The following is a 24,828-nucleotide window of genomic DNA, read 5'->3' as shown; positions in this document are numbered from 1 at the left end:
GATGAGACGTTTTGTCGTGGTCGGGCACCGGGGGAGCACTGACCCCGGTTTTTCGCTGAACGATCTCCCTGGTGCCGGCCGGATGGACGAACTCTGCCGGTGCGTGGCGGCCTCCCTCTGTCTCTCCCATGGGATGAGGCGGGACGCCGAGTGCTGGCTCGTCCTGCTGGGCGAGCCGAAGGGTCCCAAGACGATCGGTTTTTCCGGGGCGAAGGTACGAAACCTCAGCCCCGACGAGCGCAACATTGCAGGCCTGATCAAGAAGGCCCTGGCCCTCCCCTGCGGGACGACCTTCAGGGAGGCGAGTCCGGGCGTGATGGTGCGGAAAGGAGGGCTCGATGCGGTGCTCGCGGAGTGCCCGTGTGGAGTTCTGGACGAAGGGGGCGAGGACGTGCGCGAGGCGTCGTCTCTTCCCGAGACGGTCCTCCTCTCCGACCACCTCAACTTCACCGAAGAGGAGGAAGAACTGACCGGCGGGCTTCCGGCCTACTCCCTGGGGCCGCGAGTCCTCCATGCGGATCAGGCGATCGTGGTGTTGCACAACGAACGTGACAGGAGAGAGAGCTGAATGGATCTGATCGAGACGGTCGGGGCGGTCCTGGAATACGGCCCGATCTGCGACCACTGTCTCGGGCGCTTCTTCGGGAAGCGCTCGTTCGGGCTGTCGAACGACGAACGCGGTCTGGCCCTGCGGACCGCCCATGCCCTGGCGAAGAACGAACCCTTCACCGGAGAGCCGGAGGAGTGTTGGGTCTGCGACCGGGCCTTCGACCAGATCGCCGGGTGGGCGGCCCGCGTCGTCGAGGCCCTGGAGGGGACCGAGTATGCGACCTTCCTGGTCGGGACGCGGGTGCCCCCGCTCATCGCCGAGAGCGAGGAGATGGTCTGGTCCGACCTCTCCCTCACCGACCCCGAGCCGATCAAGTCGGAGCTGAACCGCGAGGTCGGCAAGGCGGTCTCGGCCCTGACCGGCAAGACGGTAGAGTTCAAGCGGCCCGACGTGGTCGCGATCCTCAACCTGGCCGAGGACCGGGTGGAGGTCGAGGTCAACCCGGTTTATTTCAGGGGCCGGTACTGCAAGTACGAGCGCGGGATCCCGCAGACCCACTGGGACTGCCGGGTCTGCCGCGGTAAAGGGTGCGAGCGGTGCAACTTCACCGGCAAGATGTACGCCGATTCGGTGGAAGAGCTCATCGGCCGCCCGGCGGCCGAGGTCTTCGAGGCCGAAGCGGCGATCCTCCATGGCTCGGGCAGAGAAGACATCGATGCCAGGATGCTCGGGAGCGGCCGGCCCTTCGTGATGGAACTCTTCAACCCGAAGCGTCGGGAGGTCGATCTTGCCGCCCTGGAGGCGCTGATCAACGAGCGTGCGGACGGCCGCGTTGCGGTCGAATTGACTGGATGGAGTTCTCACGCTGAGGTGGAAACCCTTAAATCGAACAAAGCGCATAAAAAATACAGGATTCTCGTAGAGATCGATGAAGATATTTCCCTGGACGAACTCAGATCCGCACTGGACCGGTTGAACGGTGTTACGATTCACCAGCGCACCCCGAAACGGGTGGCGCACCGCCGGGCCGACAAGATCCGAGAGCGCGGGGTTATAAATATTCAATCTCCGGGGATGCAGGACGGGAAGTTCGTCATCGAGGTCGTCGGCGAGGCCGGTCTTTATATTAAGGAACTGGTCTCCGGCGACGGCGGGAGAACGAACCCCAGTCTTGCTGGGCTCCTGGGCAAAGAAGCTCGAGTCACCAGCCTCGATGTAGTGCTGGTGGAAGAACCAGAGAGTGGTGAATGAGATGGCTCATCATAACGGTCCGAGGAAGAAGACGCGGTATAAGCTGAAGAAAGATCTCAGGCGCCGGGGCATTGTCCCGCCGACTGCGGTTATCCAGAAGTTCGAGATGGGACAGAAGGTCCACATCGTCTGTGAACCGAGCATCCAGAAGGGGATGCCCAATCGGAGGTTCCACGGGAGGACCGGAACGGTCGTCGGTCAGCGTGGCCGCGCCTGGCTCGTCGAGGTTCCCGATGGGAACAGTATGAAGATTGTAATTTCCAGACCACAACATCTAAAGCCTCAGAAAGTATAATGTCCACCGAGTGATTGGCATGAAGGTTAAAGGAGTAATTAGCGAGGAGCGGATCACCCTTCCGGAGATGAAGGGCCAGCTCGCACAGGTCGAAGCGCGGCGTCTCGATGCCGGGCAGGAGATGTCCTATGAGCTCCGTCAGAGCATTGAGCATGCCAATCACCTTTCCAAGGCTTCAGCCGAGCATTCACGCGACCTCGTGGACAAACTCCTCACTCTTGAAAAGATGAAACCTGACATCGCGTTCAGGATCGCCAATATCATGCCCAGATCACGGGATGAACTGAGAGCGATCTACGCCAAGGAGCGCTACACGCTCACCGGCGAGGAACTCGATGCTATTCTGGAGATGGTAATCACTCATCTCTGAGGGGTTGCTATGAAGGCTGAGAAAAAGGAGATCTACGCGGTAGTTGTGGATGTACTTCTTCAGGGTCGTATTGATGATCAGCGACGCGGCTTCAAGCGCGAACCTGTCGTGCAGGCGGTGGGGACCGGGCAGTTCAAACTGCTCGAACTGATCCCGAAGAAGGGCGCCGATATCCAGATCCATGATTCGGTCTATATCGGTGATAGCGAGCGGGACAAGGTCGAGCGGGTGAAGCGTCGGATCAGCTATACCGACCTGACGAACACGGCGAAGGTCGAACTCCCCTTCGCGATCGAGTCGATCGTGAAGGAGGACGAGGCGCGCTTTGTTGAGTTCTTCAACAAGGCGGTTCCGATCACGCCGAAGCTCCATATGTTCCATCTTCTCCCCGGTATCGGGAAGAAACTCATGTGGGAACTGGTCGAGGAGCGGAACAAGAAGCCGTACGAGAGTTTCGCGGATATCGCTCAGCGGATCAAGTCCATCCCGAACCCGACCAAATTGATCGTCGGGCGGGTCATGGAAGAGCTCGAGGATCCCGAGGTCAAGTATCGTCTCTTTACGGCACGATGAAAGCACGGCATGATCAACATTTTCTGATTGACCCGCGGGCGGTCGGCCGGATCGTTGATCTGGCAGGCGACCTTGCGGACCGACGGGTTCTGGAGATAGGCCCAGGGAGAGGTGTGCTGACCGCTGCCCTCCTTGAGGCCGGTGCCAGGGTGGTCGCCGTCGAACTCGACGGTTCCCTGGTGGAGGAACTCTCGTTCACGTTTGCCGACGAGATCGAGGCAGGACGTCTTGAGATCGTCCATGGCGACGCGACCAGGGTTGCGTTCCCGCCGTTCGAGATCGTCGTCGCAAATCTTCCCTATTCTGCCTCCTCACCCATCACCTTCCGTCTCCTCGAGGCCGGGTTCGAGCGGGCGGTGCTGATGTACCAGCGGGAGTTTGCGGAGCGGATGGCGGCGAGGGTCGGGACGTCGGCCTGCGGCCGTCTCTCGGTGATGGTGCAGACCTACGCCGACGTGGAACTCTGCTTCAATCTCGGTCCTGGCTCCTTCTCCCCGCCGCCGGAGGTCGCCTCGACGGTGGTGCGCCTCACCCCCCACGAACCGCCGTATTTCATTGCCGATCGGAAGGTGTATGCCGATGTGGTGCGCGAACTCTTCTCTCACCGGAGGAAGACGGTGAAGAACGGGCTGCGGGGGGCGAAGGGGGTCTTCGGGAAGGATGAACTGGAGCGGGCGTTTGCAGAACTCCCCGACGAGTTGCTTTCCCTGCGTCCCGAAGAACTCTCGATGATGACCTTTGCGATGGTCGCCAACCTCCTGGCGCCGCAGGAAGAGTGAGCGGCCGCTGCATGATTTTCTTTTTCTAGGGAAAGGTGATTTTTTCTTTTTTGGGCTCTGTTGGATCGTTCATGAAGCGAGAGCACGCCTCGGGCATACCTCCTGAGATTAATTTCATCGAGGTCATCCCAAAACTTCTCAGGGCTTGATAGGTGAGTGGAAGACGTTTCTGAAGCACGGTGTCGTTCGAGAGATTGGTGCCGCCCCGCCCCTATCTTCGTCGTGGGGGGTTCCGGGGCCGCTCGCCTCTATTCAGGCCGTTGCAGGCCCTTTATCCATCAGACCCTCTTCTGTTCTTCCTTTCCTTATCTTCCCGAGCACTTCCCCGGCTTCATCGGTGAGACGGTAGCGCACCGTCCGTCCGTCTCTCCTGTACTCGACGAGCCCGTCTCTGATGAGTCGCTCCATATGCCAGGCGATCGTCGGTCTCGATACCTCGATCGCCTCGGCGGCCTCAGACTGGGAGACACACGGTGCCTCAATCAGAAGAGAGATCAGACTTTTTTTGGTCTGGTTTTTGAGGTGCATGAGGAGGTGCTCTTCTGTGGCGTCGAGGCTGTCGGAGTATGCAAAATAACCGAAGGTATTTCCCTGCCCCTTTCTGTGAACAAGGCCCTTCCTTTGCAGACGGAAGAGGTGATAGTTCACCGTGCCGCGGCTGAAATCGGTTGCATCGGCGATCTCGGGCACGGTGATGCCCGGGTTCTCTTTGATGCACGCACATATCTGTAGGCGGCTCGGGTTGTCGGAGGGACGTTGGCGCGAGGCACGCCGGTAGCCGAGGAATGCCAGGATGCCGGATGAATAGAGGAGGCAGACCGGCACGGCGAGGGCGGGGCAGTGGATGAGGGTATAGTAGGTGAGCAGCCGCATCGGCGAAACAGTCCAGATCGGCACGAACTCCTCGTCGTCGATGAAAGTTACATTGGCGGGCAGTTCCGCGGGTGCGGGTTCGACGACGATCTTCGCCGCCGCCGGGCTCCAGAGGAGGAGCAGGGTCATGATGAGGACAGATATGGCGGCGGGGTTTTGATGCATAATTTCAACTCATGATCTTCGGGGCCGGGGGCGGGAAGGGGTCTGGATACTGTCGGCATACTGTGAATTGATATATTGATCCTTAAATTTTGTGTGTTGATCCTCTCCATGCTCTTTGATTGTCATATAGGTCGCCTATGAAAAATATGGGGTTTGGAAAATATCTGGTGTGAGTGTTAGGAGGCTGGTGTTTCACCGAATGGCCCTGTAGAATTGAGCATGAATCCTGGGTTCAAGCATACGCGATGAAAATTCTCGTTGGTCTCCGGTGCGGATCCTTGCTCCCTCTTCAGAGCAGGACACCAGATGGGACTGCCACTTCATTGCCGCCCCGCCCCTATCTTCGTCATGGGGTCCGGGGGTCTCCCCCCGGCACGAGATTACAGGGAAGATTTTACGATGAGGGCGGCACGCCTGATCACCACGCCTTCCACATCAATCGCGCCGGGGGGGCAGCCAGTCCCCCGGCGAAGAGAACTATCAAGAAGATTTCTACAGAGCCGTTATTTCACCATATTTCTTTCTGCCTTCAGGCTCTAATCTTCATCCTGGAATCAAGGGGCGGGGTTCATGGCTTGAAATTAAAGAAGACGGCAGACTCCTCTTCGACAGGGATGATCGGCGATAGAACGTATGGTGGTTCCTGAACATTGAATGAACCGACAAAACCAGAATAGCGTTTTCATTCTCAGATATATTTTCACACCCGATATCATTTCTGGAGATCATTCCGAGTATTTTCTTCAGGCCGCCGCCGGCCTGGAATCTGTAGTATCGTCTTTGGTCCCCCCACTCCTCCTCTCCTTCTCAAGCATCTCCCAGGCATCGTGGGTGAGCCGGTACCGCACCCTCCCCTCTATTTTCTTTGACTCAACCACCCCGTCTTTGATGAGTCGCTCCATATGCCAGCAGACCGTCGGCCTCGATACTTCGATCGCCTCGGCGACCTCAGACTGGGAGAGTCCTGGTGTCTCCAGCAGAAGAGAGAGGAGACTCTTTTTGGTCTTGTTTTTGAGGTGCATGAGGATGTGCTCTTCGGTGACGTCGAAGTCGTTGGTATATGCGAAGTAGCCGATAGAATTTCCCTCGATGTTTTTGTGGATAATGTTCCTCTTTTGCAGATGGGCGAGATGGTAATGCACCGTGCCGCGGCTGACCCCGGTGGCGGCGACGACCTCGGCTACGGAGATGCCTGGGTTTTCCCTGATGCATGTGAAGATCTGCCACCGGTTTGGGTTGTCGAAGGGGCGTTGACGCGAGGCGCGACGGTAGCCGAGGTAGGTCCAGATGCCGAGCGAGTAGAAGAGTTCGACCGGGCAGGCGAGGAGGGGGCAATAGATGAGGAGGAAGCATGTGAGTAATCGCATGGGGGAGGAGTGCCAGATCGGCACAATCTCTTCGTCGTCAAGACTGATCCTGTCTGGGTGAATCTCCGCAGGTATGGGCTCGACGACGATCTTTGCCGTTGCCTGATACCCCGGACTGAAGAGAAGAAGTGTGAATATCAAAAAAAGAACGAATTTTGGTTGCATGTCCTGCTCCGGTGATGTGGGTTTAGTATACGACATTCAGGGTGTACGAGATCCCACTGGCCGGCACGTCGTCACCAAAGACATAGAACTGCCAGGTGCCGCTCGGGAGGCCGGACGAGTCCGAGAAGGACAGGGTGATCTTTTCATCGCTCCTTCCATCGGCACTGTCATAATACGGGCCGAAGTGGCCGTTGTTTCCTGGGGGGTAGATGGTCAGGGCGACAGAGTAGGGGCCACCGCTGTGCCCGCTCCAGTCGAGATACACTTCTATGGTCTCGACATTAGAGGGGATGTACTTGTTGATGAGATCCCACTCGCTTGGATAGATGGTACCACCGACCGAACGAATGCCAATTTTGAATTTGTCCAGATCGATCAGCCCGTCCGGGATGGATGAGACGGTGATCTGGTCGGCGGTCTCCGCCCTCAGGTCGTGGGCGGCCGCAGCAGGCACAAGCAGTGCTGCGGCGATGATAAGAATCAGAATAGTTTTTTCAGGCTGCATGGTATCGCCATATCCTGAATCGAGATCTGTAATCTTAAACTTTGTGAGCTGATCCTCTAATTCCCTCCTGATATGTATAGGGGGTGCTCAGAGAGATTATATATTTTTAAAAATATACTGTGCGCTGTGGATGCCAGACGCGGTGTCCAGAAGGGGCAGGACGCTCTGGTCTGCTGGAATAAGACTTCCACGGCAAACCGGGCGATCATTCCTGCGAGAAGAGCGGGAAAATAGGTGCTTACATGAGAGAAATATGGTGTGCTCTTCTGATCGTCGGCGTCATGGCATCTGTGGCCGGGTGCACGACTCCGGTCGACAACACGACGCTCGAGACGACGCCGGTCCCGCAGACAGAGATGCCGGCCCTTAAGGAAACCCCGGCACCGCTCACCCTCCGCCCCGCCGTATCCGCCGACCTTCCTGACTTCGATTACGCAAACGTCCTGGTCATCTCTCCGGGCGGTACCGACTGGATGGAGACAAACGCCTCACATGTCGCTCGTGTCGCGCTCAGGGACAGGGCGGCGAGAGAGATGTATCTCGGTGGAGGGGAGGTCGAAGGAGTGTTCCTCTCCTGTCACTCGACACCCTTCCCCTCTTCTGGGAGAGGGTGCGCCCCGGCCCTCAGGATCACGAACAAGACCGCGAGCGTCGACTTCCTGGTCGACGAGGGGGAAGGGCGGGTGGTCACGACCGTGACCGAGATCAGAGGGGCATGAGATCGTAACTCTTGTCGTGGGAGTGCGGCCCGACGCGATACGCGATGACGGCGTGATGAAAGATCATCCCCTCTCCGCCCTCTTCCGCCCCCGGTGGCGCCCCGATGTTCTGATCTGTAGAGAAACGGCATAGAAATCATATATACTCATTCATAGTATAATGACAATCAGATATCCCGGATATCTGGAGTCTTATGATGCTGTTCGACGTCCCTCTCATCATCTTATTCCTTCTCCTCTACCCCGCCCTCCTCTATACCGGCATCGAGAGGATCCCGCATCCGTCCCTCCGTTCCATCGCCCCGCCTGCTCTGGCCGGACTCCTTGCCCTTGTCATGCCGTTTCTCATCCCGTTCGAGGCCATGGGGCCGCAAACGCCGGCGGCGACCTTTGTCATCCTGACCGTGCAGGTGCTGGCGACGATGACACCGTTCGTGCTCATCCCTCTCAGGACGAGGGGGACGTGGAAGTGGATCTACATCTGCTGCATCCCCTTTTTCTCCCAGATCATTGCGATGCTCATCGGCTTTGCGAGCGGCGAGGTCTTCCCTGATTACGACGCGATAGAGCGCACTCTCGGGATGATCGGGCCGCTGTATTTCACGATGGAGATGCTGGAGTCGTTTCTCAGGATGCTCCTCATCTCGACGGCTCTCTGTATTCCTCTCTTCCTGATCGATCTCGGGAAAGGGGGAGAAGAGATTGGAGAAGGAGAGTGAACCATGAAAAAGATCATCCTCATCGCCGGCGTTCTCGCCCTCATCCTCGTACTTGCCATATTCTCACTCTTCCCCGGGGATGACGGAGAGGGCGGACCGTTGCCGGCAGACCTGAAGGGTGCCGGAACTGCGTTCGAGGTGTCGACAGCGTTTCCGGAGTTGACCAATGCATCGTACCCTCTGTACCGCACCGATGTGCCGACGGTGACGACGCAGTCGGTGGAGGAGGTCGCGGCACGGTTCGGGATGACCGGAAAGGCGGAGGTGTGCAACCAGAGGACCGGAGAGATCCGGGTGGTCGACGACTCGAAGGACGGTCCCGTACGCCTCTCGATGTATCCCGCCTCCGGGGCGGTTCTCTATGAAGTCCCTGACCGCATGTTCCCCGATGCCGTCACCGAACCGCCCGCCCTCCCTTCCAGAGATGAAGCGATAGCGATCGCCGACGCCTTCCTGGAGGAGCGGGGACTGCTGCCGGCCGGTGCGGAGGTGAGCGCCGTCGAGGTGGACCAGCGGCACGAGGTCTGGCAGGCGGGGAGCAGCGAACCCGAAGAGATCTACGATGTGACGCTCGCCGTCAGGTACGCGAGGACACTCGACGGCGTCCCGGTCTACGGCGACGAGATGGCGGTGACCATCGGCGACGGCGGCGATGTCGTCGGGATGGTGAGGTGCTGGCGTGAGGTCGAGGCTGCAGGGGAGACACCGGTCATCTCCGCAGAGGAGGCATATGATCACCTGAAGGCCGGAAAGACCGTTCGCCCCTGTGAGATGAGCGGGTACGACCGGGTATCGATCGAGGAGATCTCGGTCGGGTACTGGATGGAACCGAGGATCTCCGAACAGAACACCGTCGCGCCGGTCTGGGTCTTCTCGGGGATCGCCTATCATGACGGTGCCGAAGAACCGTACCGGGAGTACGTGGCGGCGGTTGAGGGAGAGATGGAATGATCCCGATTTTTCTGTCTCTGCCCGGCGGAGGAGCAGGCCATGTTCTTTGAATCGATCTATCTGATCCCGATTGTGACGGTTTTTTTTGCCGTCTGGTTCTTCTATCCCTCCTTCACGGGCAAAAGAGAGGAAAAAATATCGCCGAACGAGTATGCCTGGTTTCTTCTCTCCTTTGTGTGTATTCCGGTCTTCGGGTTGGGTCTTTCTATCACGATTCTATTTCTGGACCAGTGGTACAGCAATCCCATGGCACTCGATATCAGATTCGTGCTATTCATCTGCACGCCCTGGGTTGTGATATCAGGGGCGGTCGCCGTCTATGGCGTCCGGGCGCTCTGGCGGTTGAGGGGTGCTCAGCATGCCGTCGAGGAGAGAGAAGGCACGGTGAAACTTTATCCCCGGTAAAGTGAAATGCAAGGCACAACCCCGAAGACGCCGACCCCTCTCTTCGATAAAATGTTCTTCTTCCCACCATTCTTCCTCTGGATGTGCATAGAATCGGCACACAATCAATATATAACCAGAAAAATATACTCGTAACCGTGGATGCCGGAACCGGGTGCCTGTCTCCGGCCGAGGGCTGATGACACCGGACTTCCCTTCCTGTGCCTGCATCTGACCCTTCAGGAGGGCGTTTTGCCCCACCTGGAGGGGCACCCCCCATCTCTCTTGAGGGCCGGCATCCCGGGAGGCGAACCGCAGGACGAATCTCTAATCCTGCACCTTTTCGGTCCCGGCCTTTGCGGCAGGTATGGTCCGGCCGCTCCCTGCCGCATGAACCGGCATCGGTCTTTCTTCGGAGGGAGGGAGAAGACGGACAGTCGGAAAGGACCAAGCCCCTGCAATCACTGGAAGATGGACCGAAAAGATTCCTGTTATCAGACAGATGGAGAAACCCGAAACCGGGCCATGCCTACCGGAGAACCGGTAAGGAAAGTGATTCCCTGGCAGGCGATGTTCATCGTCCTACTCGTCGCCGCGGTGCTTGCCGCCGGGTGCAACGCCCCCTCTGCAGCGGAGGTGCAGACGCAGGTCGCCCGGGTTCATGACGGGACCGCCGGCTTCTCGGCCCTTGTTGATCTGGCCGCCCAGGACTGGAACACCACGGCCAGGATCTCTTCTGAAGACGGGGAGCGCTACCGTTTCGAGTATCTCGAAGGCGAGTACGCCGGGACCCTCGTCGTCAACGACGGCAGGAGGGTCTGGATCTATGACCCGACCGCGGGCAACGCCGCGGTGATCCCGGCAGCATATGCCAGCTCTCTCTTCGCCGACACCGTCAGGCAGGCGCAGACCGGACGGGAGGTGTACCAGGCGGCGGTGGCCGCCGTCGTGGAGGGCCCTCTCTCCTCCGTTGCAGAGGGGAAGTGCGATGGCCGTCCGGTCTATGAGGTGGAGGTAAGAGGCGACGGTCCGATCGGGACGGCGCCGATCGGCGGGCGCGACGAGGTCTATGGCGTGCGGGCGGTGATCGATGCCGGGGCCTGGACCCTGGTCGAGGCGTCTCTCCTGGATGGAGGGGGGCGCGAGGTGATCGCCGCGCAGTATGCGGAGGTCGATCTGGACCCGGCATTCCCTGCGGAGACCTTCGTCTTCGAACCGCCGCCCGGGACGAACGTCACCCTGGCACGGACCTTTGCTCTCACCCCGATCTTGGTGGAGAGCCTTGACGAACTGGAGACATTCGCAGGCCCCGGCATCCCGGCGCCGTCCTGGATCCCTGAGGGGTACGCGTTCGTCGAGGCCCATCACATCCCTGCTCTCTCCACCACCGTGATCTATGCGCGGGAGGACGACGCCGACCAGATCAGGCTCACGGTCCGGCCTGCCGACCTCCCGGTCCCGCCCGTCCCCGAAGACGCCGAAGAGGTGATGGTCGACGGGGTGGAGGCCCGGTATTTCAGGGAAGACGGTGCCGCCATCTTCGTCTGGTCGGACGGCACGACGGCTTACCGGCTTGGGGGGCCGGAGCGGAGAGAGGTGATGGTGCGGATCGCCACCTCGGTCGGCCCCCTGGAGGGGAGGACGTGACCTCATCGTATGGAGAGAAACTCATGCACCTGAAGAATGCTCTGCAAAAATATCCTCGTCTGATCGTTCGAGCCCTCGTTCATCCCACCGGGATCTTCCAGCAGATCCGGCAGGAGCGTGCAGGGACGGTCCTGGCGTACGGCCTCGTGATCGTCCTCTTCAACCTCATCATGACCGTCCTTGCCGCAGTGAGCGGGCTCACCCCCGAACTCATGCTCCCGATGGCGATCGCATCGGTCCTGACCGTCTGTATCGGTATTTTCTGGCTCCATCTCTTCGTCTATGGACTCGGCGGACGCAACGGCGTCGGCACCACCTGCAGGGTGGCCGTCGTCGGACTGACGCCGACGGCGCTCCTGGGGTGGATTCCCGGCGTCGCCCTTGTCGGGTTCCTCTGGTCTGTTCTTCTGCTCTATCTCGGGCTGCAGGAACTCCAGGACCTTTCGAAGGCGAGGGCGGTGCTGGCACTGGTGCTGGTCTTCGGTCTCCCACTCCTCCTCCTGGCCCTGCTTGCGGCGGCCCCGGGCTTCTCGGTCGCCTGGGCGTCGCCGGGACGGGTCACCTGGGTGTAGCGGACGGTCTCACGACCGCCTGACCCCCATCGTCTCGTCCGGTTCGCCGGCCACCTCAAGGAGGTCGTCGAAGATCCGGTCGGCGTCTTTTCTCATCTCCTCGACGGCGGCGGTCAGGCTCCCGGCGCGCGAGAGGGGGATAGCATTTTTTTCTCCTGCTGGTGAGGCGGCCTTCCCACTCTCAGTGCCGTGTGCGTCGCCCCCCGTTCCTCCTCGCCACCCTATAAATCCCATCACCGCCCATGATCCTCCATGAGCAGTGACCGTGAACAGGCGGCCTTCGAGGCCGGGATCAAACTCGGCGCCCTGTACCACCAGTGGGTCGGGACGCCGATCTCCCGTGCGACGGCCGCAAGCGTGGAGACCGCGATCGAGCAGGCCGTCGGGCTCCAGCCGTACGTCGAGGAGATCCATGTCACTCTGGACCGCGAGATGATGACCGCCAACCCCTTCGGCTACTCCGAACTGGCCGGGGCGATGTTCTCGGTGGAGATCACCACGCAGGTCGGGACGGCACGGTGCGTCGCCGACCTCCGTTTCACCGGCGAGTATCCTCTCATGAGCATCAGGTCTATCGATGAAACTGCCTGAGACCCCGATCACCGACGACCACATCCACTTCGACCCGGTCCACGGCCGCGGGGTGGAGGCGGCGAAAGACTTCAAGCGTGCCGGCGGGACGCACGTCTTCATGGTCGCCCTCCCGGCCTACACCGTCGGCGTCTGCCCGCGGCGAGGGGAGGACTACCGGACGGCCTTCGACGAGACCCTGCGGGTCGCCGGGATGGTCCGCGAGGTGGGCGTCACGGTCTTTCCCATCCTCGGCGTCCACCCCATCGAAGTCCTGAAATATGCCGACCGGATCGGGCTTGCCGCCGCCGCCGACCTTGCCTGCGCCGGACTCGACGTGGCGGCCGAGTATGTCGAGGAGGGGAAGGCCGTCGCCCTCAAGAGCGGTCGCCCCCACTTCCCGGTGGAGCCCGACGTCGCCGCCGCCTCCGAGCAGGTGCTCGTCCACGCCCTCGAACTCGGCGCCGACCTCGGGTGTGCGGTGCAACTCCATGCCGAGAGCGGACCATGCGCCGACATCGTCGACCTCGCGAGACGGGCCGGGATGGACCCCGGCCGCGTCGTCAAACACTACGCCACTCCCGACACTCCCCTGATGCCCTCCTTCCTCGCCAAACAGGAAGGGCTTGCCGAAATGGCGCGTGCCGGGCGGCGGTTCACGATGGAGACCGACTACATGGACGACAACACCCGGCCCGGCGCGGTGCTCGGCCCCAAATCGGTCCCGAGAGTCACCCGCACGATGCTCGAGTCGGGTGCGATCACCGCGGACCAGGCCTGGCAGATCCACGCTCACACGCCGTCTGCGGTCTATGGCGTCGAAATTTCTCTCTGAACGATCCACCTCTTTTTTACCATCGCCGTACAACGTACGTACTGATGTACCTCAAGGTCCACCATACCAGGGAGGGTGCCGTGGTGGCGGTCTGCGACGAAGACCTGCTCAACACCACCCTCTGCCACGGTGATGTCGAGATCGCCGTCACCGAGGCCTTTTACGGCTCGACGCCCGCGACCGAAGAGGAAGTGCGGGCCGCCCTCCGCGGTGCCTCCAACGCCAACCTCATCGGCGAAGAGGCGGTCGGGGTCGCGGTCGCGATGGGACTGATCACCAGGGAGGGCTGCATGACGATCGGCAACGTCCCGCACGCCCTCATCTTCTCCCTCTGACCATGGAGATCCTCAGGAGCGTCTGCCCGCGCTGCGGCAAACCCTCGGCCGGGCTCTGCAACGAGTGCCGGGCGGCGGAGACCGAGTGGCTGAAGTGCGAGCCCAGGGTGGAGAGTATCTTCTGTCCGGTCTGCGGTTCCCAGAAGCACGGCAGGACCTGGACCGACACCACCGTCGACCACGAGACCCTGGTCAACGAGATCGCCCTCGCGGCCCTCATCCTCCACCCCGATCTCCGGGGTGCCGAGACGACGCTGACCTATACCGACCCGACGCCGAACCGGACCTTCGTCGACCTGACGGTCTCGGGAAGACTGTACGGCGTCGAGGTCTCAGGGACCTGCAAGGTCAAGATCGTCTGGATAAAAGAGCAGTGTGACCGGTGCAACCGGATCAGCGGCGGGTATTACGAGGGGATCATCCAGCTCAGGGCTACCGGCCGGAAACCCTCGGGCCGCGAGATGGACCGGGCGATGAGAATCGCGGAGGAGACCGAGGACGGGCTCCAGGAGGCCGGAGAACGTCTCTCGTTTGTCTCGAGTATCGACGAGACGAAGGACGGCATCGACATCGTCGTCGGTTCCCAGCACATCGGGCAGATCATCTCCTCCCAGCTCTGCTCCGTCCTCGGCGGGAAGATGACCACTCACCCCAAACTCGTCGGCGAGAGGGACGGCAAGCGTCTGTACCGCGTCACCTATCTCGTCCGCCTCCCCAGGTTCCAGACCGGCGACGTCGTCGTCGTCCGCAAGGGGTATATGGAGGTGCGGGGCGCGGGCCACGGCCGCCTTCAGGTCTACGACCTCAAAGAAGGCACGGCGCGTTTTATTGCCGAGGACGAGATCGAACGGCTTGTCGGCAATGTGGGCGACGCCGAGAACGCCCTGGTCACCTACCATGACGGCGACGTCATCGGGCTCCTCGACCCCGGGACCCAGGCGCCGGTCGAGTGCCGGGCGGTTCCCTGGCTCCAGGTCGAGGACGGGGGGACGATCCGGATCCTCAGGGACGAGGAGACCGAACGGCTCGTCCTTGTCGGGTGAGCATGCGGGTGCGCACGGTCTCCAGGGCCGGCCTCGCGGCGGCGATGCGGGAGGTGTGGGCCGACCCGTCCCGCCGCCCCTATGTCGAGGAAGGTCTGGCCTATGTCCCGGTGCGGGACGGGTATGAGGCCGACCTCGACCTGCCGGAGCGCCGGCCGTACGAGGGCCGCTCATTCCAGATGGTGGGGGACACCGCCGTCCTCCACGGTCCCCGCCCCACCGACGAGGAGGTGGCGGCGATCCTGGCATGGCGCTCTCCGGCCTGCGTGCTGTACCTCGGCGGGATCGACGGGGTCCGCCGTCTCCCCAGCACCGAGGTGCTGTACGGCGAGCCCCACCCGGTCTGTCACCACGAGAACGGGTTTCGCTACTGGCTCAACCCGGCTGAGGTGATGTTCGCCCAGGGCAACCTGGAGGAGCGGCGGTTGATGGGCCGGGTCGTCGCGCCCGGCGAGCGGGTGGCCGATATGTTCGCCGGGATCGGGTATTTCACGGTCCCGATGGCGTCTGCGGGGGCGAAGGTGCACGCGATGGAGATCAACCCCGTCTCTTTTGGGTACCTCCAGAGAAATGTTCACGAGAACCGACTTGAAGAGCGGGTGCGACCCGAGAACGACGACTGCCGCGACCTCCTCGACGGCGTCTACGACCGGGTGGTGATGGGCCACTTCGACGCCCCCGATTTCTTCCCCGCGGCCCTCGCCCATGCAGAGGCCGGGACGGTCATCCATCTCCACGCCCTGGGGGACGCCACAGCGGCGGCCAGGGCGGCGGCAGAGGGCGCCGGGTTTGCGGCGGAGGTTACAACCCGCAAAGTAAAGAAATATGGGCCGCATATATGGCATGTCGTACACGATGTGGTGCTCTCATGAGTGATGGCGGAAGGCTGAACGGAAAGACGGTGGTCCTTGCGGTCACCGGGAGCATCGCCGCCGTCGAGACGGTGAAACTCGCCCACGAACTCCGGCGCCGCGGGGCGACGGTGCAGGCGGTGATGAGCGGGGCGGCGTGCGGGATCGTTCATCCTGACGCCCTCACCTACGCCACCGGACGGGAGGCGATCACCCGGTGCACCGGGATGGTGGAGCATGTGCTCTACTGCGGCGAAGGGGGGTGTGCCGACCTCCTCCTCGTCGCGCCCTGCACCGCGAATACGATCGGCAAGATCGCCGTCGGGATCGACGATACCCCGGTGACCACCTTCGCGACGACGGCCCTGGGCCGCGGGATGCCGGTGGTGGTCGTGCCGGCGATGCACGAGAGCATGTACCGCCACCCCGGCGTGGTGGAGAACCTGGAGAAGCTCCGCAGGTGGGGGATCGACGTGGTCCCGCCCAGGATCGAGGAAGAGAAGGCGAAGATCGCCGGCATCGAAGAGATCGTCCTCCATGTCGAGCGCGCCCTCTCGGGCCGACCGCTCGCGGGCAGACGGGTGGTCGTCACCAGCGGCGCCTGTGCCGAACCGGTCGACGACGTGCGGGTGCTCACCTCCAGGTCGACCGGGAGGATGGGCCGGGCGCTGGCCCTGGAGGCCTTCAGGCTCGGGGCGGACGTGACGATCGTCCACGCAGGGCCCGCGGTGCCGTGCGTGAAGAATATACCGGTGGATACGGCGGCCGAGATGATGGAGGCCGCCCTCTCGGCGGTGCGTGCGGGCGCCGACTATTATATCTCGGCGGCGGCGATCTCGGACTTCGCCCCGGTGCGGGCGCGCGGAAAGATCCCGAGCGGGACGCCGGTGGACCTCGCCCTCCGTCCCCTCCCGAAGGTGCTCGACGCCGTGATCGAGGGGTTCGAGGGGACGGCGGTCGCCTTCAAACTCGGGTGGGCCGAGGAAGCACGGGCACGGGCAATGATCGAGAAGACTGGAGTGAGCATGGTGGTGATGAATACGCCGCCCGCGATGGGGGCGACGGGCGGAGCATTTGAGATCCTGACGGCCGAAGGGAAGACCCCGGTCTCAGGGACCAAAGAGGAGGTTGCAGAGGCGATATGGTCCGCACTGCTGTAGCCTTCTGTCCGGGGCACATCTCCGGATATTTCAAGAAGGTGGCCGGCGAGACGCCGGAGACGACCGGGAGCCTCGGCGCCGGGATCGTCGTCGACGAGGGTGTCAGGGTCACGGCGTCCGCGGCCGACCGTCCCTGCGTGGTGATCAGGCAGGTCGACGGCCGCGGCCGAACGCTCTCTGAGTCGACGGGTGCGCCGCCGGTCGAGTACCTGATGACCGAACTCGGGGTCGCCGCCAGGGTGGAGACGACCTGCCATCTCCCGATCGGCTCGGGCTTCGGGCTCTCGGCGGCGGCGCTCCTTGCCTCGGCCACGGCCCTCGATGCCCTCTTCGACCTGGGCCTCGGCCGGGAGGGGGTCGCGGCCCTCGCCCACCGGGCCGAGGTGGTGCACAACACGGGACTTGGCGATGTGGCGGCCTGCCAGGGCGGCGGCGTCGTCTGCCGGGAAGGCCCGGGGACTGCCGGTGCCAGGATCACGCGGGTGATGACCGACGAGACGGTCCACGCCCTCTCCTTCGGGCCGCTGCCCACCCCCGAGGTGATCGGTTCTCCCGAACAACTCGCGCGGGTGGCCGCAGCCTTCCCGCCCGAATGTCCCCGCGACTTCGCCGAGTTCTTCTCTTTCTCGCGTGCGTTCGCCGAGAAGAGCGGGCTGGTGAGGCCAGAGGTGCGTGCGGCCCTCGACGCCTGCGACGAGGCCGGGGTGCCGGCGAGCATGACGATGCTCGGGCTCGGCGTCTTTGCCGCGGGCGAGGGTGCTGGCGAGGTGCTCGCAGGGTTCGGCGACGTCTACCCGCTCAGCGTGGCGGAGGAAGGGTTCAGACTGGTGGAGGTGCGTGAATCATGACCGAGATCCCGAAAGACCACCCGCGCTATGCGGCGTTGATGGTCCGCGACCGTTTGACAGAGGCGATGTGGGCGAAACTCGTCGCCCCCGAGGGCTTGATCGCCCAGGGCCGGGGCGAGGCCTTCGACTATCTCCTGGGCGAGCAGACGACCGAAAGCGCCGCGCGGGCCGAACTGGCCGCGGCGGCGATGCTCCTCTCGGCCGAGCGCCCGGTCATCTCGGTGAACGGGAACACGGCGGCCCTCTGCGCCCATCAGCTCGCCGCCCTCCAGGAGGCGAGCGGGGCGGCGGTGGAGGTGAACCTCTTCCACCGGACCGAGGAGCGGATGGCAAAGATCACCGCCCTCCTGGAGGAGCACGGTGTTGCGGTGCTCACCGGCACCTCGGAACGGCTGATCCCGCTCTCCCATGACCGGGCTCTCTGCCTCCCCGAGGGGATCGGCGGGGCCGACCTGGTCCTGGTCCCGCTGGAGGACGGCGACCGGTGCGAGGCCCTGCGCCGGATGGGGAAGAAGGTCATCACCATCGACCTCAACCCGCTCTCCAGGACGGCCCAAACCGCGACGCTGGCGGTCATCGACGAGGTGACGCGGGCGGTCCCGGCGATCACCACGGCCTGCCGCACGCTCTCTGACGATGAGGTGCGGGCGCTGGCGGCCGACGTGGACAACCGCGTCTTCCTGGAGGAGGCGCTCAGGACGATGGCCCGGCGCCTGGAGGAGGTGGCCGATGCTCTGGAGTGAGAAGTACCGGCCGACCGAGTTTTCGGAGATCCTGGGGCAGGACGAGGTGGTGCGGGTCCTCTCCTCCTTTGCCGCGAGCAAGAACGTCCCGCACCTCCTGGTCGTCGGCGCCCCGGGCACCGGCAAGAGCGTGGCCGTCGAGGCGCTGGCGCGGGCGCTGTACGGCACGCACTGGCAGGAGAATACCACCGTCCTCCCGACGGCCGACCTCTTCGAGGGGGGGAAGAAGTATTTCGAGGCCGAGGAACGGTTTGCGCATATCTACCGGAAAGACGAGAGTGTCATCTCGAACTTCAAGAACGTGGTGCGGTGGTACGCCTCGATCCGTCCGCTGGACGCCGAGTTCAGGCTCCTGGTCTTCGAGGGCGCCGGCGCCCTCACCCGCGATGCGCAGCAGGCGCTCCGCCGGACGATGGAGCGCTACTCGCGGACGTGCCGGTTCGTCTTCCTCACTTCCAACCAGAGTGCGATCATCCCGGCGATCGCCTCGCGCTGTCTCCCGCTCACCTTCGTCCCCCTCCCTGACCGGGTGGTGAGACGGAGGCTCGAGGAGGTGATGGCGGCCGAGGGCGTCGGCGCCGACCAGGTCGGGCCGGCCGACCTCGACCTCATCGTCCCGGCGGCAGGCGGCGACCTCCGCCGGGCGATCCTCCTCCTTCAACTCTATGCCGGGTCCGGGGGAGAGGTCGACCTTGCGGCGACGGCAACGTCGGAGACCGAAACAATGGCCACCTCGATCTTCGAGGCCCTGGCAAAGAAGGATATTCAGGGCGCACGGCAGCGGGCCGAGTCGATGCTCATCGATTACGGGCTGACCGGCCACGAGGTGATCAGGGAACTGGCGCGGGCGGCCGACCGGGCCTATGCCGACCCGCGGACCGCGGTCGCCCTGGCCGATGCAGAACTCGGGATCCTGAGGGGTGGGAACGAATACGTCCAGATCAATGCCCTGCTGGCCAGGATCAGCAGGGAGGTGTTTTTTTGAAAGAGAACCTGGAGAAGGTGCAGGAGCACTACGACCACGTCGCGGAGGTCTATGACTCGCGGTATGGGGGCGATGTCGGCGAGCGGTATCACGGGCATATCAGGGAGCAGGTGATGTGCTGTCTCCCGAAGGGCGGCGACCTCCTTGATATCGGATGCGGGACCGGGCTGTTCATGAATTATTATCTCTCCCACGGCGGCGGCCGGGCGGTCGGGCTCGATCTCTCCCCGGCGATGCTGCGGGAGGGGCGGTCCAGGAACCGGCTCGACCACCTGATTACCGGCACGGCCGACTACCTCCCCTTCAGGGACAATTCCTTCGACGCGGTCTCGAGTATCCTGGCGTTCAGTTATGTCCAGGACCCGGCGGCGATGCTCGACGAGGTCTACCGGGTGCTGCGTCCGGGCGGCCGGGTCGCGATCTGCACGCTCGGCCACAACCTCTTCACCGCGGCCCTCCCGGCGGTCTACAAGATCGGGGAGAAAGTGCACTGGGGCCGGGTGGGGGTCGGCGACTTCGACGAGCATTATTATTCGGACGAGGAGATCTGTGCGCTCTTCACGGCGGCCGGGTTCACCGGGGTCGAGACCCGCCGCTGTTCCTTCGCGCATGTGAACCTGGCGAAACCGATCTTCGAATTCACCCGGCGGTTCGAGCCCTTTGTGGAACGCCGGGTGCCGTACCTCGCCTTCAACCTCTGTGCGAGCGGGAAAAAAGAGGAATAATCGGCTTCGTGGAAATGCTCGGGATACCTATCTCTGCGGGGGGCTGGCCCCCCCCGGCGGGGTGGTGTGGAAGGCGTGATGATCTTTGCAGCGTGCCGCCCTCATCGTAGACTCTTTCCCGCCGACCCCCCGGAATCCTCCACGATGGAGATAGGCGGGGGCGGCACTGGAACATGGGCTCCACCGATTCTCTTGCCTTGATGAGAGAGAGCAACCGATGAGATATTTTTGGCTTTGTAGAATTGCTCATGAAGCGGAAGCACGCCTCAAACATGCGGGATGATAATTTCTCGTCGCTTGCTCTCTCTTTTCAAGACCGGAGAATTGGTGGAGACCTCAATCCATCGCCGTCCTCATCGCAGGATCTTTCCCGCTGTCTCGCGCCGGGGGGCGGCAAGGAGGTGGTGGCCCGAGGGCGGGTTCTGCTCCGACGAAGGAGCATGGATCCACACGCCCTCGAGACCAACGAGAATTTTCATCCCGTATGCTTGAACCCGGGGTTCATGCCGAATTCTCCAGAGCCAAATTATCATCAGGCATGCTTGGGGCGTGTTCTCGCTTCATGCCAGATTCAACTGAACCGGTTCTGAAGGATAGAGCGTGGTCCCCGGTCTGATCCTTCGGGCGGCCAGCCTTTCGGATGGCCCATTGGGCTTCGAAACGATTTCAACGGCATTTTATCATCTCAGAAAAGCCTTCCTGTCTCCCTTCAAAATCGCGCCGATCTCCGGGCGTTTACAACGGCCCCTGGCCCGCGTACCGCGGCTCTCCTGACCTCAGCATTACTTCCAATCATAACGCCCGTCAGGGGGCGTTTATGGGGGTGGTTTCCATGGCATGATCGGGAAATTGAGCCTATTCTGACGAGATTGCTCGATTTGCCCGGTACGGGCCGCGATCGGTCTGGCAGATCCCGAATCGGGGGCCGATATGGGCGTATTCTCCCCGGGATCAGGATGGCCCCGGCCCGGACCGGGGGCATGAAGAGAAAGGGTCGAAAAAGATCTTCGAGCGAATGGCCTCTTTACAGGGATTGGGCGTATAAATGGCCGTATTATGGCTCAAAAGCTCCCATGATCCCTTCAAAATCGCGCCGATATCCGGGCATTCACGACGCCCCCTGGCCGCCGCACTGTGGTCATCTGACTGGCAATATCACTTCCGGTCATATGGCTCATCAGGGGGCGTTTATGGCCGCGGTTTTCGGGGCGTATTCTGGAAAACAGGATTATTCCGGGGAGATCGCTCGATCTCCCCGATCCGGCCGGGAATCGGGGTGGCCGGTCCCGAAACCGGGGCTGATCCGGGCAGATCTCTCCCCGCTTCACCCGGTATTCTGGAGCCTTCTGAGGATCCGCTCTTTTTTCGCCACCGCGGCGTCGGCGGCGCGGCGGACCTGCTCCTTCATCTCCTCGAAGTCGCGCGGTTCGGTGTCCACGACCTTCTTCACCGGGGTGTAGGCCGATTCCCTGAACCGCGGCTGGAAGTCCCGCTCCTCGCCCTCGGAGATGAGGACCGACGCCGCCGGGCCTTCCTCGACGTACCCGATCTCCGCGATCGGGACGCCGGCAGACCTGACGACGGCCATGACCTCATCGGCATATTCGGGGGGGACGACGATGAGGAGGGCGTCGAGGGAGACGCCGAGATAGTCGATCTCCAGGTCGTCGAGCATCTCCAGCACCTGCGGCTGCACGAGTTTCCTGAGGTTGCCGTCGTCGACGACGATCTTGCAGTCGGCGGTCTCGGCCATCTCGTAGACGTCGCCGCGGAGTCCGCCGTTGGTGACGTCGGTCATGGTGTGGATCTGCTCGAGGACCGGGCTCCTGAGGAGCGCCTCGCAGGCCTTGAGGAAGTGGAGGTTGATCGTCTCCTCGACGACCTCGGAGCGGCCGAAGTACAGGGCGGTGGTGGCGATGGTCCCGCCGCCCGCGCCGGCGGTCATGAGCAGCACGTCGCCGGGCCTGGTCTCTTTGCGGGCGGTGAGGTGGTCGGCGACCCCGACGGCCCCGACGCACCCGGTCATCCGGTCGCCGATGACCATGTCCCCGCCGATGCGAAGGGTCGACCCGGTCACCAGCGGGACATTCATCGCCTCGGCGACGGCGGCGATCCCGGCGGTGTAGTCGAAGATCTTGGCGACGTCGCCGTCGTCGGCGACGTGGATGTCGGAGAGGAGAGCGATGGGGTGCGCACCCATCACGTAGGCGTCGCGGAGCGTCGCCCGGGTCACATGGAACCCGGCGAGGAAGGGGAAGTCGGAGAGGCGCGAGTGCATCCCGTCGACGGTGGTGATGATGTATTCTCCGCCGGCCCTGACGGCCCCGGCGTCGTCCATCTCGTCGACGCCGACGGCGGCCGCGGCCTTCCCGATGATCCTGGGGAACTGGCGGTGGGCGAAGAAGTCGCCCCGGCCCCTGGACCCGACGCCGAACTCGCCCATCGTGACGTTTGCATGTTCGTATTCGAAGAGGTCGCCGGTCAGCCCTGAGGTGTTCTCCACCTCCTCGACGACGGCCGCGGCGAACTGCCGGGCATATGCCCTGGAGACGCCGCTCTTGATCTCAAGGATCCTGTCGGTGAGGGCTTCGACCACGTCCTCCCTGCTCCTGCCTGCCGCACGTTCGCGGCGGGCGAATCCCTCGATGTCCATGAAAAGAGGTCGACCGGAGCCATGTTAAAGGCAGTGATGGGTGGCCGTGCGGGAGGGGCAAGGGTTGATATCGGGGGCGTCCCACTGGGAGGGTGCCGGCCTGTCCGGTATGTGGGGGGAGATGAGGAATGAGGAGGTACACCCTGACCGCGGCCCTCTGGGAGGAGGGCGGGGTCTATGTCTCGAAGTGTCCTGAGATCGGCGTCGCGAGTTGCGGCGAGACGCCCGACCGTGCCCTCGCCCATCTCAGGGAGGCGGCTGAACTCTATCTGGAGAACGCCAAGGCGCTCGGCATGAACGGCGACATGGCCCCGGCACTCCGCTCGCCGCGCAAGTTCACGACGACCTTCGAGGTGGCGGAGTGACGCGCCTCTCGATGGTCTCTTCCGACCGGGTCATCAGGGCGCTGAAGAGGGCCGGGTTCGACTTCGCACCGAAACGGAGCAGGGGGAGCCAGGTCGCCCTCACCCGCGTCGACGAGAGCGGCCGTCGCCTCCTGGTGGTCGTGCCGCGCCGCGGCGACCTCCCGGTGGGGACGCTTCTCTCGGTGCTCCAGCAGGCCGACCTCCCGAAGGAGCGGTTTCTCCTGCTCGTCCGTGAGGCGATTGCGGTCTCTTCCTGAGGGTGGAGGAGAAGGAGGGACAAATTGTTTTCTCAAGCCTGCCGGATGGACGTTGTTTTGAGCAGCGCTTCTGGGTGGGGAGATCCTTGCTCTCTCTCCCGCAGACTATCGTCGTCATGAGGGTATGGCATGAGACGGCAGGTGAGAATTTTTCTGGTGGGCGGCATGCCTGATTCTCACGACTTCCCTTCCATACGCGCCGGGGCCTGCCCTCCTCCTTTTCAATGCCGTTTTTTGATGAGGAGGCCTGCGATTGAGAAGCCGAGCGGAACTCCTATGGCAAGAACCAAGTTCACGTTCCCATCGACGACATAACCGAGCCCACAGATGAGAAGAAATATGACGATCGCCTGGAGGAGCACGTTCCCTACTTTTTCCATCGTGTTCATCATTTCATTGTGTCGGTGATCTAATTTGTCGTGTCCTGGTCGTTTGCAGGCGGTTTGAGCGCCCGGATCGCATCTCTCTTTTTCTGGATGAGGATTGGGCCGGGAAGGCACTGGCACCATCGGTGCACCTGAAGGGGAGGTTGCCACGCGGAGATCGTTCTCCAGGGCATTTCTCTGGAGCCGATGCATCTGGAGATGTGACCATCCTTATTGTTCTTGACCCGGCACGGCGTCTCCGCCATGGCAGTGCGCCACCTACTTCTGCTCGAAGTGCCCATCTTCAGATCATGATCCGGTATTCCTCTTCTCCGTGCGCCATGACGATCGCGGGCTCCGACTCGGGCGGCGGGGCCGGGATCCAGGCCGACCTGGCGACCTTCGCGGCCTACGGGGTCTGGGGGACGGCGGCGGTGACGGCGGTGACGGCCCAGAACCCTGGGGGGGTGCGGGGGTCTTGGGCGCTCCCGCCCGAGACGGTGGCCGCCCAGATCGCTGCGGTCTCCGAGGCCTATCAGGTCGGGGCCTTCAAGACCGGGATGCTTGCGGATGCATCGGTGATCAGGGCGGTCGCCGCCGCCCTGCCCGGCGGCGTGCCCCTGGTCGTCGACCCGGTGATGGTGGCGACCTCGGGCACCCGTCTCCTGGCCCGGGACGCCCTCGACGTCCTGGTCGACGACCTGCTCTCGCGGGCGGCGGTGGTGACCCCGAACCTTCCCGAGGCCGGGGTGCTCGCGGGTTTCCCGGTGAGGAGCATGGACGGGATGCGGGCGGCCGGGGCGGCGGTCCTCGCGATGGGGGCGGCCGCCGTGGTGGTGAAGGGGGGTCACCTGGAGGGCGCGCCGGCCGATCTCTTCATGGACGCCGACGGGGAGGTGCTCCTCTCCGGTCTGCGCCATCCGTATGCGGTCCACGGCACCGGGTGCTGCTTCTCCGCGGCCCTTGCCGCCGGCCTCGCTCTCGGTATGTCCCCAAGAGATGCCTTTGTCAGGGCGAAGTCCTTCATCGAAGGTGCCATCGCCCATGCCGTCCCCGACCTGCAGGGGAGGCGGTCGGTGAACCCGCTGTGGCGGTGCGGCAGGGGTGGGAATTGATCGTTCTGTTTCTGTCATGACGATGTTCAATCTCTCTTTTTTTTAGGGTTGCAATCAAATTCTGCATGGTTCGAAGGCCAAGATCTGATGGAA

The 24,828-nt window shown here is 62.8% G+C and carries 31 protein-coding genes; 25 read left to right on the top strand and 6 right to left on the bottom strand.

All coding sequences use genetic code 11. The features are described 5' to 3' along the window. Position 1 precedes the first annotated feature (1 nt). The 6 genes from trmY to rsmA are packed head-to-tail and all read left to right on the top strand — an operon-like array spanning position 2 to position 3,818. On the top strand, positions 2 to 568 hold the full coding sequence (trmY, locus tag E2N92_RS04305; RefSeq protein ID WP_220682459.1) for a tRNA (pseudouridine(54)-N(1))-methyltransferase TrmY: 567 nt from the start codon (positions 2 to 4) through the stop codon (positions 566 to 568). After that, positions 569 to 1,801, top strand: a complete 1,233-nt coding sequence (locus E2N92_RS04300) for a tRNA pseudouridine(54/55) synthase Pus10 (RefSeq protein WP_220682458.1) — start codon at positions 569 to 571, stop codon at positions 1,799 to 1,801. 1 nt (position 1,802) lies between these two features. Further along, positions 1,803 to 2,096 (top strand): 50S ribosomal protein L21e, encoded by a 294-nt coding sequence (locus tag E2N92_RS04295; protein ID WP_220682457.1) that lies wholly within the window; start codon positions 1,803 to 1,805, stop codon positions 2,094 to 2,096. A gap of 19 nt (positions 2,097 to 2,115) precedes the next feature. Further along, positions 2,116 to 2,466 (top strand): RNA polymerase Rpb4 family protein, encoded by a 351-nt coding sequence (locus E2N92_RS04290; protein WP_220682456.1) that lies wholly within the window; start codon positions 2,116 to 2,118, stop codon positions 2,464 to 2,466. A gap of 9 nt (positions 2,467 to 2,475) precedes the next feature. Beyond that, positions 2,476 to 3,039 (top strand): DUF655 domain-containing protein, encoded by a 564-nt coding sequence (locus tag E2N92_RS04285; protein WP_220682455.1) that lies wholly within the window; start codon positions 2,476 to 2,478, stop codon positions 3,037 to 3,039. After that, the gene (rsmA, locus tag E2N92_RS04280) at positions 3,036 to 3,818 is read left to right on the top strand and encodes a 16S rRNA (adenine(1518)-N(6)/adenine(1519)-N(6))-dimethyltransferase RsmA (protein WP_220682454.1); all 783 of its coding nucleotides are present in this window, start codon (positions 3,036 to 3,038) and stop codon (positions 3,816 to 3,818) included. The genes E2N92_RS04285 and rsmA overlap by 4 nt, the downstream gene beginning before the upstream one ends. Before the next feature lie 252 nt (positions 3,819 to 4,070). Here the strand turns inward: rsmA and E2N92_RS04275 are convergent, their stop codons facing one another. The 3 genes from E2N92_RS04275 to E2N92_RS04265 all read right to left on the bottom strand — a co-directional run bounded on the left by E2N92_RS04275 (position 4,071) and on the right by E2N92_RS04265 (position 6,893). Then, the gene (locus tag E2N92_RS04275; RefSeq protein ID WP_220682453.1) at positions 4,071 to 4,856 is read right to left on the bottom strand and encodes a winged helix-turn-helix transcriptional regulator; all 786 of its coding nucleotides are present in this window, start codon (positions 4,854 to 4,856) and stop codon (positions 4,071 to 4,073) included. A 743-nt stretch (positions 4,857 to 5,599) separates the two neighbouring features. Continuing rightward, complete coding sequence (locus tag E2N92_RS04270) at positions 5,600 to 6,388, bottom strand: winged helix-turn-helix transcriptional regulator (RefSeq protein WP_220682452.1); 789 nt, start codon at positions 6,386 to 6,388, stop codon at positions 5,600 to 5,602. 22 nt (positions 6,389 to 6,410) lie between these two features. Continuing rightward, complete coding sequence (locus tag E2N92_RS04265; RefSeq protein WP_220682451.1) at positions 6,411 to 6,893, bottom strand: hypothetical protein; 483 nt, start codon at positions 6,891 to 6,893, stop codon at positions 6,411 to 6,413. 242 nt (positions 6,894 to 7,135) lie between these two features. Here E2N92_RS04265 and E2N92_RS04260 point away from each other — a divergent pair, with 242 nt between their 5' ends. From E2N92_RS04260 to E2N92_RS04235, 6 genes are all read left to right on the top strand, one after another. After that, on the top strand, positions 7,136 to 7,612 hold the full coding sequence (locus E2N92_RS04260; protein WP_220682450.1) for a hypothetical protein: 477 nt from the start codon (positions 7,136 to 7,138) through the stop codon (positions 7,610 to 7,612). A gap of 197 nt (positions 7,613 to 7,809) precedes the next feature. Further along, positions 7,810 to 8,331 carry a hypothetical protein gene (locus E2N92_RS04255; protein WP_220682449.1) on the top strand — a complete coding sequence of 174 codons (522 nt, stop codon included), beginning with the start codon at positions 7,810 to 7,812 and terminating at the stop codon, positions 8,329 to 8,331. 3 nt (positions 8,332 to 8,334) lie between these two features. Continuing rightward, positions 8,335 to 9,282 (top strand): calcium-dependent protein kinase, encoded by a 948-nt coding sequence (locus E2N92_RS04250; protein ID WP_220682448.1) that lies wholly within the window; start codon positions 8,335 to 8,337, stop codon positions 9,280 to 9,282. 39 nt (positions 9,283 to 9,321) lie between these two features. Beyond that, complete coding sequence (locus E2N92_RS04245) at positions 9,322 to 9,687, top strand: hypothetical protein (protein WP_220682447.1); 366 nt, start codon at positions 9,322 to 9,324, stop codon at positions 9,685 to 9,687. Positions 9,688 to 10,236: 549 nt separating this feature from the next. Next, entirely contained in the window at positions 10,237 to 11,313 is a 1,077-nt protein-coding gene (locus E2N92_RS04240; protein ID WP_220682446.1) for a DUF4367 domain-containing protein, read from the top strand. Between the two features lie 23 nt (positions 11,314 to 11,336). Beyond that, the gene (locus tag E2N92_RS04235) at positions 11,337 to 11,885 is read left to right on the top strand and encodes a YIP1 family protein (RefSeq protein ID WP_220682445.1); all 549 of its coding nucleotides are present in this window, start codon (positions 11,337 to 11,339) and stop codon (positions 11,883 to 11,885) included. 9 nt (positions 11,886 to 11,894) lie between these two features. On the opposite strand, the gene E2N92_RS04230 is transcribed toward E2N92_RS04235, so the two are convergent. Then, positions 11,895 to 12,119, bottom strand: coding sequence for a hypothetical protein (locus tag E2N92_RS04230; protein ID WP_220682444.1), 225 nt, complete (start codon positions 12,117 to 12,119; stop codon positions 11,895 to 11,897). A gap of 18 nt (positions 12,120 to 12,137) precedes the next feature. On the opposite strand from E2N92_RS04230, the gene E2N92_RS04225 reads away from it, so the two are divergent. Genes E2N92_RS04225 through E2N92_RS04180 form a run of 10 tightly spaced genes read left to right on the top strand, consistent with a single transcriptional unit; the run spans position 12,138 to position 19,980 of the window. Further along, a complete protein-coding gene (locus E2N92_RS04225) occupies positions 12,138 to 12,476 on the top strand; it encodes a dihydroneopterin aldolase family protein (RefSeq protein WP_220682443.1) in 339 nt (112 codons plus the stop codon). Next, positions 12,463 to 13,290 (top strand): TatD family hydrolase, encoded by an 828-nt coding sequence (locus E2N92_RS04220; protein ID WP_220682442.1) that lies wholly within the window; start codon positions 12,463 to 12,465, stop codon positions 13,288 to 13,290. The genes E2N92_RS04225 and E2N92_RS04220 overlap by 14 nt, the downstream gene beginning before the upstream one ends. Before the next feature lie 44 nt (positions 13,291 to 13,334). Continuing rightward, on the top strand, positions 13,335 to 13,625 hold the full coding sequence (locus E2N92_RS04215; protein ID WP_220682441.1) for a DUF424 domain-containing protein: 291 nt from the start codon (positions 13,335 to 13,337) through the stop codon (positions 13,623 to 13,625). A 2-nt stretch (positions 13,626 to 13,627) separates the two neighbouring features. Further along, positions 13,628 to 14,668 (top strand): 60S ribosomal export protein NMD3, encoded by a 1,041-nt coding sequence (locus E2N92_RS04210; protein WP_220682440.1) that lies wholly within the window; start codon positions 13,628 to 13,630, stop codon positions 14,666 to 14,668. A gap of 2 nt (positions 14,669 to 14,670) precedes the next feature. After that, a complete protein-coding gene (locus E2N92_RS04205; RefSeq protein WP_220682439.1) occupies positions 14,671 to 15,540 on the top strand; it encodes a class I SAM-dependent methyltransferase in 870 nt (289 codons plus the stop codon). Continuing rightward, entirely contained in the window at positions 15,537 to 16,679 is a 1,143-nt protein-coding gene (coaBC, locus tag E2N92_RS04200; RefSeq protein ID WP_220682438.1) for a bifunctional phosphopantothenoylcysteine decarboxylase/phosphopantothenate--cysteine ligase CoaBC, read from the top strand. The genes E2N92_RS04205 and coaBC overlap by 4 nt, the downstream gene beginning before the upstream one ends. Next, a complete protein-coding gene (locus E2N92_RS04195) occupies positions 16,661 to 17,527 on the top strand; it encodes a pantoate kinase (RefSeq protein ID WP_220682437.1) in 867 nt (288 codons plus the stop codon). Before coaBC ends, E2N92_RS04195 begins: the two co-directional genes overlap by 19 nt. Beyond that, positions 17,524 to 18,270: a 4-phosphopantoate--beta-alanine ligase gene (locus E2N92_RS04190; RefSeq protein WP_220682436.1), complete on the top strand. Its 747-nt coding sequence runs from the start codon at positions 17,524 to 17,526 to the stop codon at positions 18,268 to 18,270. Before E2N92_RS04195 ends, E2N92_RS04190 begins: the two co-directional genes overlap by 4 nt. Further along, positions 18,257 to 19,255 carry a replication factor C small subunit gene (locus tag E2N92_RS04185; protein WP_220682435.1) on the top strand — a complete coding sequence of 333 codons (999 nt, stop codon included), beginning with the start codon at positions 18,257 to 18,259 and terminating at the stop codon, positions 19,253 to 19,255. The genes E2N92_RS04190 and E2N92_RS04185 overlap by 14 nt, the downstream gene beginning before the upstream one ends. Next, positions 19,252 to 19,980 (top strand): class I SAM-dependent methyltransferase, encoded by a 729-nt coding sequence (locus E2N92_RS04180; RefSeq protein ID WP_246589308.1) that lies wholly within the window; start codon positions 19,252 to 19,254, stop codon positions 19,978 to 19,980. Before E2N92_RS04185 ends, E2N92_RS04180 begins: the two co-directional genes overlap by 4 nt. 1,324 nt (positions 19,981 to 21,304) lie before the next feature. Here the strand turns inward: E2N92_RS04180 and E2N92_RS04175 are convergent. Next, complete coding sequence (locus E2N92_RS04175; RefSeq protein ID WP_220682434.1) at positions 21,305 to 22,633, bottom strand: AIR synthase-related protein; 1,329 nt, start codon at positions 22,631 to 22,633, stop codon at positions 21,305 to 21,307. A gap of 128 nt (positions 22,634 to 22,761) precedes the next feature. On the opposite strand from E2N92_RS04175, the gene E2N92_RS04170 reads away from it, so the two are divergent. Together E2N92_RS04170 and E2N92_RS04165 are read left to right on the top strand one after the other, a co-directional pair. Next, positions 22,762 to 22,998 (top strand): type II toxin-antitoxin system HicB family antitoxin, encoded by a 237-nt coding sequence (locus E2N92_RS04170; protein ID WP_220682433.1) that lies wholly within the window; start codon positions 22,762 to 22,764, stop codon positions 22,996 to 22,998. Then, entirely contained in the window at positions 22,995 to 23,255 is a 261-nt protein-coding gene (locus tag E2N92_RS04165; RefSeq protein ID WP_220682432.1) for a type II toxin-antitoxin system HicA family toxin, read from the top strand. Before E2N92_RS04170 ends, E2N92_RS04165 begins: the two co-directional genes overlap by 4 nt. Positions 23,256 to 23,476: 221 nt before the next feature. Here E2N92_RS04165 and E2N92_RS04160 read toward each other — a convergent pair whose 3' ends face one another. After that, positions 23,477 to 23,635: a hypothetical protein gene (locus E2N92_RS04160; protein WP_220682431.1), complete on the bottom strand. Its 159-nt coding sequence runs from the start codon at positions 23,633 to 23,635 to the stop codon at positions 23,477 to 23,479. A 296-nt stretch (positions 23,636 to 23,931) separates the two neighbouring features. On the opposite strand from E2N92_RS04160, the gene thiD reads away from it, so the two are divergent. Next, a complete protein-coding gene (gene thiD / locus E2N92_RS04155; protein WP_220682430.1) occupies positions 23,932 to 24,735 on the top strand; it encodes a bifunctional hydroxymethylpyrimidine kinase/phosphomethylpyrimidine kinase in 804 nt (267 codons plus the stop codon). Positions 24,736 to 24,828 lie beyond the last annotated feature (93 nt).

The sequence above is a fragment of the Methanofollis formosanus genome (genome assembly GCF_019633745.1).
Taxonomy (GTDB): domain Archaea; phylum Halobacteriota; class Methanomicrobia; order Methanomicrobiales; family Methanofollaceae; genus Methanofollis; species Methanofollis formosanus.
Note: the sequence above shows the minus strand (reverse complement) of the source record. Positions and strands in the feature narration are given on the sequence as shown.